14 protein-coding genes are annotated in these 14,322 nt (G+C 30.1%); 3 read left to right on the plus strand and 11 right to left on the minus strand.

Translation table 11 applies throughout. The features are described 5' to 3' along the window. Positions 1 to 35: 35 nt before the first annotated feature. From BHE19_RS05185 to BHE19_RS05195, 3 genes are all read left to right on the plus strand, one after another. Complete coding sequence (locus BHE19_RS05185; protein ID WP_070906218.1) at positions 36 to 557, plus strand: ORF6N domain-containing protein; 522 nt, start codon at positions 36 to 38, stop codon at positions 555 to 557. A 106-nt stretch (positions 558 to 663) separates the two neighbouring features. Next, entirely contained in the window at positions 664 to 1,752 is a 1,089-nt protein-coding gene (gene wecB / locus BHE19_RS05190) for a non-hydrolyzing UDP-N-acetylglucosamine 2-epimerase (protein ID WP_070906219.1), read from the plus strand. Next, on the plus strand, positions 1,752 to 2,939 hold the full coding sequence (locus BHE19_RS05195; RefSeq protein ID WP_070906220.1) for a glycosyltransferase family 4 protein: 1,188 nt from the start codon (positions 1,752 to 1,754) through the stop codon (positions 2,937 to 2,939). The genes wecB and BHE19_RS05195 overlap by 1 nt, the downstream gene beginning before the upstream one ends. A 56-nt stretch (positions 2,940 to 2,995) precedes the next feature. Here the strand turns inward: BHE19_RS05195 and BHE19_RS05200 are convergent, their stop codons facing one another. The 11 genes from BHE19_RS05200 to BHE19_RS05250 all read right to left on the minus strand — a co-directional run bounded on the left by BHE19_RS05200 (position 2,996) and on the right by BHE19_RS05250 (position 14,315). Then, positions 2,996 to 3,979, minus strand: coding sequence for a UDP-glucuronic acid decarboxylase family protein (locus BHE19_RS05200; protein WP_042564890.1), 984 nt, complete (start codon positions 3,977 to 3,979; stop codon positions 2,996 to 2,998). 126 nt (positions 3,980 to 4,105) lie between these two features. Beyond that, entirely contained in the window at positions 4,106 to 5,050 is a 945-nt protein-coding gene (locus BHE19_RS05205) for a hypothetical protein (protein ID WP_070906221.1), read from the minus strand. 71 nt (positions 5,051 to 5,121) lie between these two features. After that, positions 5,122 to 6,237, minus strand: coding sequence for a glycosyltransferase (locus BHE19_RS05210; protein WP_207544106.1), 1,116 nt, complete (start codon positions 6,235 to 6,237; stop codon positions 5,122 to 5,124). Then, entirely contained in the window at positions 6,238 to 7,290 is a 1,053-nt protein-coding gene (locus BHE19_RS05215; RefSeq protein WP_070906222.1) for a glycosyltransferase family 4 protein, read from the minus strand. Continuing rightward, positions 7,280 to 7,894 carry an O-antigen ligase family protein gene (locus BHE19_RS22720; RefSeq protein WP_157495853.1) on the minus strand — a complete coding sequence of 205 codons (615 nt, stop codon included), beginning with the start codon at positions 7,892 to 7,894 and terminating at the stop codon, positions 7,280 to 7,282. The genes BHE19_RS05215 and BHE19_RS22720 overlap by 11 nt, the downstream gene beginning before the upstream one ends. A 587-nt stretch (positions 7,895 to 8,481) precedes the next feature. Then, positions 8,482 to 9,750, minus strand: coding sequence for an O-antigen ligase family protein (locus tag BHE19_RS05225; RefSeq protein ID WP_070906223.1), 1,269 nt, complete (start codon positions 9,748 to 9,750; stop codon positions 8,482 to 8,484). Between the two features lie 4 nt (positions 9,751 to 9,754). Continuing rightward, positions 9,755 to 10,786: a glycosyltransferase family protein gene (locus BHE19_RS05230; RefSeq protein ID WP_070906224.1), complete on the minus strand. Its 1,032-nt coding sequence runs from the start codon at positions 10,784 to 10,786 to the stop codon at positions 9,755 to 9,757. A gap of 17 nt (positions 10,787 to 10,803) precedes the next feature. Continuing rightward, complete coding sequence (locus BHE19_RS05235) at positions 10,804 to 11,457, minus strand: class I SAM-dependent methyltransferase (protein ID WP_083342466.1); 654 nt, start codon at positions 11,455 to 11,457, stop codon at positions 10,804 to 10,806. A gap of 2 nt (positions 11,458 to 11,459) precedes the next feature. After that, the gene (locus BHE19_RS05240; protein ID WP_070906226.1) at positions 11,460 to 12,713 is read right to left on the minus strand and encodes an oligosaccharide flippase family protein; all 1,254 of its coding nucleotides are present in this window, start codon (positions 12,711 to 12,713) and stop codon (positions 11,460 to 11,462) included. A gap of 49 nt (positions 12,714 to 12,762) precedes the next feature. Further along, a complete protein-coding gene (locus BHE19_RS05245) occupies positions 12,763 to 13,293 on the minus strand; it encodes a hypothetical protein (RefSeq protein ID WP_070906227.1) in 531 nt (176 codons plus the stop codon). A 29-nt stretch (positions 13,294 to 13,322) separates the two neighbouring features. Continuing rightward, positions 13,323 to 14,315, minus strand: a complete 993-nt coding sequence (locus BHE19_RS05250; protein ID WP_070906228.1) for a hypothetical protein — start codon at positions 14,313 to 14,315, stop codon at positions 13,323 to 13,325. Positions 14,316 to 14,322: the final 7 nt, after the last annotated feature.

Consider the following 14,322-nt stretch of genomic DNA (forward strand, 5'->3'; position numbering starts at 1 on the left):
ATAAAATCCTACATTTGTTTTTTTAATGAAAACTTATGGAAGATCAATCTTTACTTTCTGAAGAAACTATTTCTAACAAAATATATTATATCCGCAATCAAAAAGTAATGCTTGATCGTGATTTGGCTTTACTTTATGGAATTGAAACCAAGGTTCTAAAACAAGCTGTTAAAAGAAACTTATTGAGATTTCCCGAAGATTTCATGTTTGAATTATCACAAAGTGAATTTAATAACTTGAGGTCACAAATTGTGACCTCAAGTTGGGGAGGAACCCGAATATTACCTTTTGCATTTACTGAACATGGAATCTTAATGTTATCAAGCGTTCTAAAAAGCGACAAAGCCATTCAAACCAATATTCAGATCATGCGCATTTTCACCAAAGTGAGACAAATGCTTCTGGATACAACTGAAATTAAAGTGGATATTCTTCAGATTCAAAAGAAGTTAGAAAATCATGATAAAAATATCGAATTGGTTTTTTCTTATTTAGATGAACTAACCGAGAAAAAAGAAAACGGAAATGAAAGAGTCAAAATTGGTTATAAAAAATAAACAAATTCATAGTCCAATATTTAAGAAATTATTTCATTTTGATTAAATTCCAATTTAAACTTTACTTTTGCCAAAAGAATGTTTTTAGAAAGAATCAAATAGTCCCATGAAAATCACCCTAATCGCAGGTGCAAGACCTAATTTTATAAAAATAGCTCCCCTTATTAATGCTATAAAAGACAAGCAAAATGAAGGCTTTGATGTTTCCTTTCGTTTGGTTCACACGGGACAGCATTACGATAAAAACTTAAGTGATACCTTTTTTGAAGAATTAAATATTCCAAAACCAAATGTAAATCTGGAAGTAAAAAGCGGTTCTCAGGCCGAACAAACGGCTGCAATTATGATTGCTTTCGAAAAAGAACTTATTCAAAACCCTTGTGATTTAGTTTTGGTTGTTGGCGACGTAAACTCGACGATGGCTTGTTCGATAGTGGCTAAAAAATGTCATACAAAAGTAGCACACGTTGAAGCGGGAATTCGTTCCGGAGATTTAACAATGCCGGAAGAAATCAACAGAATGCTGACAGACAGCATTACGGATTACTTTTTTACGACCTCCACATCCGCTTCAGAAAATTTATTAAAACTAGGATCAAATCCTGAAAATGTGCATTTCGTAGGAAATGTTATGATCGATACTTTATATCAGAACATCAATAGAATTTCGGCTCCGGATTTTTGGGAAGAACATCAGCTTAGTGAAAAAAACTACATTGTTCTAACCTTACATCGTCCTGGAAATGTAGACGAACTTTCTTCTCTTATTGCTTTACTACATGGAATTGATGATTTAGCTCAAGACAAAAAAATATTGTTTCCAATTCATCCCAGAACACAGGCTATCTTAAGCGAAAGCTCAACTCAGTTTAAAAATATCCTCTTTGTTGCTCCACAAAGCTACCTGAATTTCATGTATTTAATACAAAACAGCTTTGCCGTTATCACTGATAGCGGTGGTATTTCTGAGGAAACGACCGTAATGGGAATTCCTTGTTTTACCATGCGAAATAACACTGAGCGTCCTGAAACGGAAACTATTGGTTCAAATACTATTGTTGGAACGTCATTAGAAAATTTACAAAAAGTATACGGTTCATTTTTAAAAAATGGTCCCAAGAAAAGTGGTGTCCCGGATTTATGGGATGGAAAAGCATCGGAACGAATTGTTTCAATTTTACTGGCTAAAAAATAATGAAGGATATTCTAATCATATCAAACTATTATCCACCCGAAAAAGGTGCTGCGGCCAATAGAATAGAACAACTGGCTTTAAAATTGAATCAAAATGGTTATGAAGTTTCGGTAATTTCTCCGCTTCCAAATTATCCAAAAGGCGAATTATTTCCGGAATACAAAGGCCGGTTTTCTGTTACCGAAAAAATCCAGAATATTACCTTAAAACGTCTCTGGATCTATCCGAGTAATAGTTCGAATATCTTTAAACGAATTGTCTCGACACTATCATTTTCAAGTACTTTGTTTTTTTATTTATTATTTTCCAAAACACCTAAAAAAATAATTGTACAATCACCGCCACTATTACTTTCGTTTGTTTCAGTTTTTGTACTTTGGATTAAGGGTAAAAAAATCCTTTTGAATGTTTCAGATCTTTGGCCAACTGCCGCTATCGAATTGCAGGTATTAAAGAAAAACAGTATTTCACACCAAATTTTGCTTTTTATTGAACGTTTTATTTACCAAAAAGCAACGCATATTTTTGGGCAATCTAATGAAATCATTACCCATATTCATTCCATCTTTCCCGAAAAAAATTGTTTTCTATATCGTAATTATCCGGATCATTTTGTGGAAGGTTTCCTCGAAGAAAAAAACAATTCCAGCGAACCTATTAAACTATTCTATGCCGGACTATTAGGCGTTGCGCAAGGAGTTTTTGAACTTATTCAGCAATTGAATTTAGAAAATGGCAACATCGAACTGCATATTTTTGGTGATGGTGCCGAGAAAACTCAGATTGTGAATTACCTCAACCAAAATCCAACTAAAAAAATTGTTTCTCACGGAATGTTAGAACGAAATGTTTTGCATGAAACTTTGAAAAATTTAGATATTGCCCTTGTTCCGCTCAAGACAAGGATTTACGGCTCTGTTCCGTCCAAAATATTTGAATATAGTGCTTTAGGATTTCCAATACTTTACTATGGAGGAGGCGAAGGAGAAAATATTGTAGAAGAGAATAACCTTGGTTGGGTAGTTCCCGTTGAAGATTTCCAACAATTAAATACAACTTTAGGAACAATATCGACATTAGGTAAAGTAGAAATACAGAAGATGAAAAAGACTATTTTGCTTCACGCCAAAAGTCATTTTAATCTGGACCAGCAAATGAAGGAACTCATCGAAAAGAATGCTTTTTAAGTAACTTAATAAAAAACGGGCAATTATTCTGGAAATAATTGCCCGTTTAAATTTTCTTATTTGATATAGTTCGAAAAATCTTTGTGTTCTTCTTTTGAAAGCTCTTCTTTTGAAAGTGATCTGAAATAGTCATATGTAATTTTCATTCCTTCAGAGCGGCTTACTTTTGCTTCCCAACCCAACAACTCTTTCGCTTTTGTGGTGTCTGGCTGGCGTTGTAACGGATCATTTATAGGTAATGGATGGTAGACTACCTTTTGATTGGTTCCTGTTAATTTAATGATCTCTTCTGCAAAATCCTTAATCGTAATCTCATCCGGATTTCCAATATTTACCGGATATACATAATCTGAATGTAATAGTCTGAAAATACCTTCGACCTGATCGTCTACATAACAGAAAGATCGCGTTTGCATTCCGTCTCCAAAAATGGTTAAATCTTCCCCGCGTAATGCCTGTCCGATAAAGGCCGGAATTACGCGCCCGTCGTTCAGACGCATTCTTGGACCATAAGTATTAAAAATACGCACGATTCTGGTTTCTACCCCATGAAAAGTATGATAAGCCATGGTAATCGATTCCTGAAAGCGTTTGGCTTCATCATAAACCCCGCGTGGACCAATAGTGTTTACGTTTCCGTAGTACTCTTCGGTTTGCGGATGAACCAGAGGATCTCCGTAAACTTCGGATGTTGATGCAATTAAAATTCTCGCTTTTTTCACACGGGCTAATCCCAATAAATTATGTGTTCCCAGAGATCCTACTTTTAAGGTCTGAATCGGAATTTTTAAATAATCTATAGGACTTGCGGGTGAAGCAAAATGTAAAATATAATCTAAATCACCTGGAATGTGCACAAACTTGGTGATATCGTGATGATAAAATTCGAAATGTTCTAATTTGAATAAATGCTCTATGTTTTTAAGATCTCCGGTAATCAAATTATCCATTCCGATAACATAGTATCCCTCTTTGATAAAACGATCACACAAATGCGATCCCAGAAATCCGGCTGCTCCTGTAATAAGTATTCTTTTCATAGTAATTATTTATACCTCGCAAATGTAACTGATTTGAAAATTATAAAAACTATTCTATAAAAAAACTGCCTAAAAAATAATTAGGCAGCTCTTTAGAATATCACAAATAAAAACATTTAAAAGCAATTACTTCTTGTCTAGCTTTGCTTCAAGTATTTCAATCCTTTTATTTTGTTCTATAATGTAAAGTGTTAATTCTTCTATTTTCTGCAAAAGTGCGCTGCTCATTTCTCCCACCTGCAGTCCTTTTTCTTTTATTTCCTGAGCGGAAGGGACACTTGGTAAGTGATTATTCTCTTTTGTGAATTTTTCTACCTCAGCTAAAGTTGGCATCACATAATCAGATTTTAAATCCGATTTACCTGTGTAGTACTTTTGAAAAACATAATCTGCAGGCACCCGTAAATCCACCCTCACCTCTTCAGCATGGATTTTACCTTTTACCGTAAGTTTTTCATCGGGATTGATTGAACCTATACCTACATTACCATCAATCCTAATTTTAATTCTCTCTAAACCATCAGTGAAAAAATTAATTCCAAAGTAACCGGAATGTGAAACTATTGGCTCATTCGCAACATTTTTTGAAATAGACATTCCATAATGAGCTATTGTCCCATTTCCACTTGCAAAGTTATCTGCTGTGCTAAAACCAATTTTTTGATTAGCCCCTACACTCGAAATATCACCATTTATCTGGAGTTTTGCATTTGGGTTTGTGGTTCCAATTCCGACATTTCCGTTAGTATCAATTCTCATTCGTTCAGTACCTGAAGTAAAAAAATTCATTCCAAAATAACCTGAAGAAGACAACATTGGTATGTTTAATGCATCTTTTACATAAGACATTCCATAGTGAGCTACAGTACCTATTCCACTTGTAAAATTATCTATTGTGTTAAAACCAATTTTTTGATTTGCTCCGGTAACTGAAATATCACCCCCATTTACATGAAGTGCTGTACTTGGTGATAATGTACCTATTCCAACATTTCCACTAGATTCGATCTTATTTTGACTATAACCAAACGTTGTTACTAAAATAGCCGCTGGTAAAAACAAATATTTCATATTTTTAAATGTTTAAAGATTTGAAAAATTATGCAATTATAGGAATTATTCTACGCTTTAAAAACTTTAAACTAAAATCCTTTTTTTAATTTCTTCTCAACAAACGCTTCCATTTCATTTTCAAAACGTTCCTTCGAAAACTTCATTGCATGCTCCCGAATTACTGTAGAACTAAATTTCATCTTTTCAAAATCAATCACTGCTTGTTTAATACTTTCTGATGATTGCTCCTGAAAAAAAACTCCTGTCTTATTTTCAACAACTGTTTCTAAAGTGCCGCCTTTTGCTAAAGCGATAACCGGAGTACCACAGGCCTGTGCTTCGACTGGAATAATCCCAAAATCTTCTTCAGCGGCAAAAACAAATGCTTTTGCTTTTTGCATGTAGTTTTTTAAACTATTGGCTTCTACAAATCCAACAAATTCAATATTATTTTTAGCAATTGTCTGAAGTTTTTGAAACTCCGGTCCGTCTCCGGCAACAATTAATTTTAAATGTGGTAATTCATTAAAAGCTTCTACGATTAATTGCGTTTTTTTATAAGAAACTAAGCGTGAAGCTGTAAAATAATAATTATCCTTCTGTTCTTCTAAACTAAAAAATTCAACATCGACGGGAGGATAAATAACCGTTGCTTCACGATTATAAATTTTCTTTATTCTTTCTGCTATATAGTTAGAATTGGCAATAAAATAATCGACATTTTCAGAGTTTGAGACATCCCATTTTCTTATTTTCTGCAAAACATACTTTGCATAAAATCCTTTTAAACCCTTATCTAAGCCTGAATCTTTTAAATACTGATCCTGCAAATCCCAGGCATATCGCATAGGCGAATGACAATAACAAATATGAAGCTGATCTTTTCGGGTACTTACCCCTTTGGCTACAGCTGATGAAGAACTAATTATTAAGTCATAATCACTTAAGTCAAATTGTTCAATCGCTGTTGGAAATAACTGTAAAAATTTACGATGGTTTTTCTTTACCGTTGGAAGTCTTTGAATAAAGCTAGTCCTTGCTTTTTTCCCATTTAGAATAAACTTTCGGTCTTTATCATTTAAAAAATCAATCAGTGCAAAGTGATCAAAATCATCCCAGATTGAATTTATGGAATGTATTACTTTTTCAGCACCTCCGTTTACATAATACCAATCGCTAATTAATGCTTTTTTCAAATCTCTCATCTAGTTATTTTTCAAATCGTCGAGTATGGAAATATAATTTTGTGACGCTTTTTCCCAGCTAAATTTCTGAGATGCCTCAAACGACTTTTTGCAAAGATCGTTATAACTTTGTGAACGAATTAAATCTTCGATTTTTTGTGCTAATTCTGCCGGGACATCTGGATTAAAAAATGTGGCAATTCCATCGTATAGTTCTCTATATACGGGAATATCCGACAAGATGCATGGGGTAGAAAGACTCATTGCTTCAAGCGCCGAAAGCCCAAATCCTTCATAAAAAGAAGCATTTATAAGTGCTTTTGCTCCTCTTATCTGTTTTTCTAGCTCAGAATCTGAAACTTCATTTAAGAATTCAACACTTGAATCATATTCTAAAATATCTTTTCTAAAGACATTATTAAAAGAACCTCCAATAATTTTCAACTTATAATGATTGAAATCCAATAGCTTAAAAGCTTCTAAAATTACTTTAATATTTTTTCTTGGATCTAAAGAACTTACCGCTATAAAATAATCTGCATTTTGATTTTTTTCATCATTAAAATCAAAAAAACTGGCCAAATAAATCACTTCTATTTTTGATTGTTCAATAATGGGGTAAAATTTTAAAATTTGTTTTTTTGAAAAATGACTAACTGTAATAATTTTTAGGGCTCTTCTTAAATTAAAATGAAACAAAAGGTTATAAACAAGAGCAAACTTCCAATTAAACCAATTTTTATTCTCTTTTACCGCCATATCATGAATGACGATTAAATTTTTTTTAAATAGAATTGGAGCTGTATTACAAAAATTAATCAATAAGGAAACTTTGTTCCTAAATAAGAAAAAAGGTAATTCTACTTGTTCCCATAAATAACCCGAAAAAAAACCTGTCTTTACACAATTAAATGACTCTGCCGCAGGATTCAAGAAAGTTTTATTAGGGCAAACAAAAAGAATATCCTCTTTATAATGTTGCTGTAAATGTTTGCTTATTTCTGTAGCCACCCTTTGAACTCCTGTTCCTCTTTGAGTTAAAAAACGGCCATTGATTACAATTTTATTCTTCATCCTGAATTGTATTTTCGATTGGGAACACAAAAAGAAAACAGAACCAAATAAACAAATAAATTCCAAGTTGTCTGCTTAAAAGATTTTCAAATAAACTTTGGAATGAAAAAATCAATATGAAAAAAAAGGAATATGCATTTTTGTTTTTAATAAAATTCCAGAAATGAACACCAAAAATTCCTAAAAATAAAATTAGTCCCAATAAACCGTAACAAACAAAAAACCAAAGGTATTGATTATGGGTGTTGTACTGATAATTGTATTTTCCAATCCACCAATACGGACCACTTGATATTTCTTTTGAATTATAACATTCAATTAATTTTTTATCCACTTTCTCACTGCTAAAAGTTCCGATAAAATAATTAAACTCTTGTTCATCAATAATATTTTTTGCACAGGTCCATATTGCAATTCGAGGTTCTCCTTTTTCTATTGCAAGTCTTTGTATAGCATATTTATTCGTCAAAACGGTAACAACTAAAATGCATAAGAATCCTGCAAAATAAGCTATCTTCCTTTCTTTTAAAAAAATAAAAAGACAAATTAGTACCGAAACCCCCATTGCAAGTCTTGCAGCAATAATGAACAAAGTAAAAATCATCAGGCCGATAAATAAATAGAGTATTCCTTTTTTTACTGTGGCTCTATCCAATAAAAACTTAACACAAAATATTGATAATAAACAATTTAAAGAAAAATAAGGTCTTTCTATTAAGAACTTATTCTCGACCAAAGCGGTAAAGTTTTCAAAACTTTTAGACGCTGAAAAAAAATGATACTGTAATACAATACAATTAATATAAAGTGTGTGTATCAATTGCAGAATTAAAAAGGAAAAAATAAAAAACTTTATCTCCTTTTCACTTATCCTTTTTACTAAAAACAATAATGGAATAAAAATAAAACCAAGTGACCGGATAATTAATTTTGACGAAAAATCATAATTCAAAAAGAAGGACAACAAGTACAATATATAGATTGATCCGAATAATAAGCTTAATAATTTAACCGCAAAATTATCTTTAAAATCTTTCGCCCCTGAAATATTCAATAGTAGCAAAAACAAAATAAATGGTGTCGCTAAAGAGATTTTAAAGACAAAAGCAAATGCTATAAAAAAGAAGCAGACTAACTCTATTTTATTTTTCTTAAAGACCTCCTGAATCATATGGCTTTTTTTACAAAGGATTAATTTATTGTTGCTGTCTGCTGGTTTAATTTATTTCGATGAATCGCAAAAGGTATCGCAAGAAAAACCCAAATAAAGAGCATTATAAACGACGGAAATGCATTAAAAGAGATTATAATACTGAATATACCAGCAACTATGGCATCTTCTTTTAAATAATAAGCTTTTGTTAAAATAAGAAATAAGAACAGCATAAACAATATTGCGGCAATTACACCATATTCAGACAAAACTTCCAAATATACATTGTTTGGTATAGCTCTTTCATTCTTTCGCTGTGCAAAATGATCAAAATAATCATTTCTATGCACAACAATCTTTTTATAATTGTTGTAATAATCATAATGAAGTCCATAATTAGCCGGCCCTACTCCGAAAAAAGGATTTTCTATTCCTGAATAAAAAGCAACATTTCCCGTAATAACCCTATCTACTTTTGAAAAATTATTCTGAGTAAGTGTTCTTGTTGAATCAAATAGTTTTTCATAAACATACTTTTGATAAAGATCGGTCTGAATAAACAGTAAAACTCCTATAACTGCAACTGGAATCACTTTAAGAAGTATATTTAGACTTAAAAGTCTTTTTCTATAAAAATAGAATATAAAAATGAATACTGAAATTATCGAAATGGTAGACATTGATACTATAACACTAAAGAGTAAAAACCACCCATGGGCTCTTTTTTCTAAATAAAAAGAAACTGATGCTGATAATAATAGAAATAATCCAAAATAATTACCCTCTTTAAAAGTACTACATCTTATAAAACCCTCCAATATTTGTGGATCGTCCATACCCGGAAGTGTAAAATAGGGTATATTAAGTTTTGATGATAAAAATAAATACCATCCAAAAATGGCTGAGATCATTGCTCCTAAAACCCATTTTTCTAAAATTCTAATATCTTTGATGAATAGTCGAAATGATATGTAATAAGCTGCTAAACACAAGTAAAAATAACAAAGCCTGATAAAACTATCCCCAACTCTGTTGATCCTAAAAGGAATTAACTTTGGGGGATAGGAATAGTTCCAGAAAATATTTACAAAAAAGGATAATGTCACCAGAATTCCTAATAACAGAATAACGAGATTATTATTAAAAAACCAAATTGTATCTTTTGAGATAATCGTTTTATTGACATAAAATAGAATTAAAACGACAAGTGCTATTTCAGATATTTTAAGTGGGAAAAAGATATTCAAAGTTAGTGCCTGAGTAAAAGGCAGAAACACTAAAAAGACTTTTTTAATATCTATTTTCATTTTATTACGATAATTTTTTGCTTTTACTAAAAAGCAATTTTAAAATTTTTGGAATTACCTTAAAGTTTCTTTGCCAAATTCGATTACCAATAGTCAAGGTCAAAATCGATAAATAAACAATTATAAGATTTTTTCGATTATACTTTTTAGCATAAATAATCCGGCTATCCAATGAAATCAGATCTATAAATTCAGATTTACGATTATTAAATTTTGATTTTGTACTATTTCCCTGTTTATGATAAACCCCAAAAACCGGCAGTATTTTTACACCGCCTCCTTTTTTCTTTGCTCTTGAAGCCCAATCTATTTCTTCATAAAACAAAAAATAATCTTCCGATAATAATCCAATTGATTCAAGATCATTACACTTTATTAGCATAGAGGCTCCAACAGGATAACTTACATTTTGAACTATTTTATCAAAGTTTAAAATGGCTTCATCAATCAAAACTCCTTCTCCAAGATGTGTTGTCAGACCAGTTCCGGAGTGGTAAAGACCTCCCAGTGATTGAACTTTGGATGGATTATCATATTCCAATAAAGCAGTCCCATATATATTTATTTTACCAGATATATCTTGTTTCTCAATTTCAGAAATAATATCGGTCAGTACATTTTTCTCTATTACTGTATCGTTGTTCAAAAGCCAAACATAGGAATCCATTTTTTTTTGGTCTAAAATATATTTTAGTGCCAAATTATTTCCTGCTGCAAAACCTTTATTTCGCTCTGCTTTTACCAAAAGTATCTTTTCCTGCTTCGTTTCTGATACTAAATCTTTTTCATCAATACTTAGAAAGGATAATGGCTTTTTTTCTAAAGGATGAGTGTGATTTTTAAAGAATTCGTGCTTAGGAATATGAGTTCCCTGAGCCCATAATTTTAGCTCTTCAAAATATTGTGATTTTTCGCTATTATCAATAACAATTACCTGATAATTAGTATACTTTAGCTTTAAAATACTTTCTAAGCACTCAATAGAATCTGCAGAACTATTGTAATTTAAAAGAACAATATATACTTTCTTATTCATTAACAATATTATTTCTTTTATTTTCGAATTACCTTAATCAAATACTGTGTACTTAAAAAAGGTTCAAAAACACCAAAAGTTAGCTTGTTTAAAGTTGATTTCATTGAAGAAATATGCTTTAAATTTGATTCTATTTTCTGAACTTCTAACTCTGGAAATAGATTGATTAGGTTTAACATGTCTTTTTTACAAAAAAAACGAACATGTGTTTTATCAAAAATTCCCTCATTTGTGTATTCAAAAGTTCCTTTAACAAAGATTTTATAAAAAACTTCATAATTTCTAATGTTCGGTAAACTGATATAAAAATTTCCTCCCTTTTTTAAATGTGGAATTAATTTTTGAATTGTTCTTTGTGGTTCTATTAAATGTTCAAGAACATCTGCCAATATTATGCTATCAAAAAAGTCAGATTCAAACAAAAAATCACCATTTTCAACATTTCCAATAATAAAAGAATCAAATTTTTCTTTGTTGTGTGCAACATCTACTATATCAAATCCTATTATCTTTTTTGCAATGCCTTTGTTTTTTAATTCTAATAATGTCACACCGCTTCCTGCTCCAATTTCTAAAATTGTTAAATCCTTATCCATGCCAATAAAAGAAATAATATCTTTTCTGATTATTGAAAAATATTCCTTTTCTTTCTCTAAATAAGACTCTTGCATATTTATTTATTGATTTGAAATGTTCTTAAACTAATTTTATATTTTTTAAAACAAAGTAATATTATTAGAGTTGTGATTAAACCTTCTATAAAAAAAACGGAAATCAAACTTCCTTTTAATTTAAAAAACAAAGTCAACAAATAACCAGAAATCAACATCATTACAGAGCCGAAAGATAAAATTTTAGATAATACCTTTTGCTCATTTTTGTAAATTAAATATTGATAAAATGGAATATTTAGAGCCGTTATAATTGGCACTATTAAAAAACCTGAATAAAACCCCAGAAGATTGTTGATATCATCATTTATAACATAGTAATTCATACTAATTGTTCCGCCAATTAGTATCACTAAAACTCCTAAAACTAATAGCAATGTGTTGATACAGTTTATTTTTTTTAAAAATAAAATTCCTTCTTTCTTATTTTGACTATACCGCTCACAAAATTTAGGAAAACTAACATTAAAAAAGACAGATAAATAACTTCGAAAAACACTTAATATCATGTCTCCAATTTTATAAATTCCGGCATAATAATCCCCTAATAAATATTGAATTATTAAAATTGGACTTTGTACATATATCGCTATTGAAAAATTAGAAACGAGTATAGCGTATTCATTTTTGAATTGCTTTTTAATTAAATCGCCTTTAACATCTAAAAGAGACAGCTTATAAGATTTCCATATTTTTATAAAATAGAATAAATAAATAAACGTATTCGCTGCTCCTAATAGGAACAAAACAAAATAATAATCTTCTTTTTCACGAATTAAAATGTATACAAGTAATACATAAATTGCCTTTGAAAAGAAAATAAGTCTATTGATAATACCGAATTTCTCAAGTCCCTGATAAACCCATGTGATATTAAAAAATTGAGCAGATAAAAGTGTTAATGCTAATAAATATAGCTTTTGATTTATAGTATTAAAAATCAAACTAACGACTATTATTAAAAAAAGGAGTATGAAAAAAAAGATTAGTTTGATAGCAAAAGAAGTATTTAAATAGCTTTGAATTTTACTAAAATTATCTTTATTAATGCTAATTTCTTTAACCCCCAGAATATTAGATCCAAAATCAATAAATAATCCCAACAAAGTAAAAACGGATAATGCTACGCCTATTTTACCCCAATGCTCAATACCGCATACTGAAATAACTTTTGGAGCTACCAATAATGGTGCAATGAGGTTTATTAACTGACCTGAACCATACGTTAGATAATCTATAATTGTATTCTTTTTCATTCACTCTTAAATTAAATATATAAATACAACTAAATAACGTCCAAAAGACCTATTCTTTCTTTTGTCCCATCATCGCCAATTTATCCATAAATAATTCATTACCCGTCATAAATGGATCATAGTTATCATTTAGAGTGCTTAACTTATAACCAAAATAATTAGGATCCCATGTTACAAATTCATTTGGTGTAAAGTAAAGAATATAGCCTTCTAAATCCCCATCAATTATTTCATCCTTATATTTTACACTAATATTTTTGATTGTTACATAGGATTGTGTTGGATTAAATCCTAAATCAACTCTAATGTTTTTTATTTTAATATTCTTTGGAAAATCTAACTCTATTTTCTGCATATCTTTGGATGCATAAATTGCTTGTGAAACAGAGTTTTCTTCACTCCATTCTTTTCCATCAAGTAAGTAAAAAACCTGCAATTTGTCATTCTTTTCAAAAACACCTTCTATAACTACTGAAAAATTATCCTTTGATGATGTTTGTTCTTCTTTTACGGCATCATTCTTACATGAATTCAAAGTAAAAAATAATATAAGAGCTCCTAATAGTAATTTTGCATTCATTTTTTTTTGTTTTAATTTGAATTCAATTATTATGATTGGGTTAATTTCTGCTTTGCTAATTGTTTGTTATAAAAGGTCTTAAAAAAGTTTATTAATCCAAATAGAATAATAAATAAAACTGGTAGTATAAATTTTAACTTTCCGAAGATGGATTTTGTGTTTTTTATATTTAGGGTTGAGTTAATGTCTTTAATTGTTTTATCAAAACTTATTAATTCCAGTCTATTTCTGCCCTGATCATTAATCAATTCCTTTTTCGTCTTTATAATATCATTTAATTGCGTATTCTCGTTGTAATATACTAATTTGTCGTTTTTAGCCGTATTTTTTACTGTACCTGAAAACCCATTTAAAACATCATTTATCTGAGCAATAATAGTATCATTTTGAGCAATTTTCAGTTCAATATTTTTGAATTCTATTTTTTGAATTGAATTATAGTATTCCGAATTATTCAAATATTTTAATATCGGTTCTACAAATTCTTTTTCATCAATTAATTCATTAGAAATAAATGAAATCGAATGAAAAGTATAGTTTTTACTGGTAACGTTATCCAATAAGATTTTGTTAATGTCACCATCTTCGGCCATTAACTTTATAAGTTCAAAATTTTGTTCTTTATTTTCTACAAATCTAAAAACGTCAGATATAGGTTTAATTTCAATTTTTGAAATTACTCTCGGATTCGAAATTCCAACAATATTTTTTAAGAAAACAGTATCTCCGGAAGCAATCTTTGAATCAATTAAATCAATCTTTGCATATAAATAATCGACACTCCCAAAATTTGGTGCAACTATAATTTTATTATCATACGATTCTCTATTGGCATCCAAATACCAACCCGTCAAAAAACCTAACAAAATGAGTACTGCTACCAAAATCCAATTTCGAACAAAAAACTGAATACCCCTAAAAATAGAAGTATTGATCCTCTGAAAAAAATGGTTGATTTTTTTTGAAATCTGCAACAAATCAATTTCCTGATCTTCTTGATTTTGGGGTACTCTTGTACTCATTTATAAG

It is taken from the genome of Flavobacterium tructae (genome assembly GCF_001853485.1).
Taxonomy (GTDB): domain Bacteria; phylum Bacteroidota; class Bacteroidia; order Flavobacteriales; family Flavobacteriaceae; genus Flavobacterium; species Flavobacterium tructae.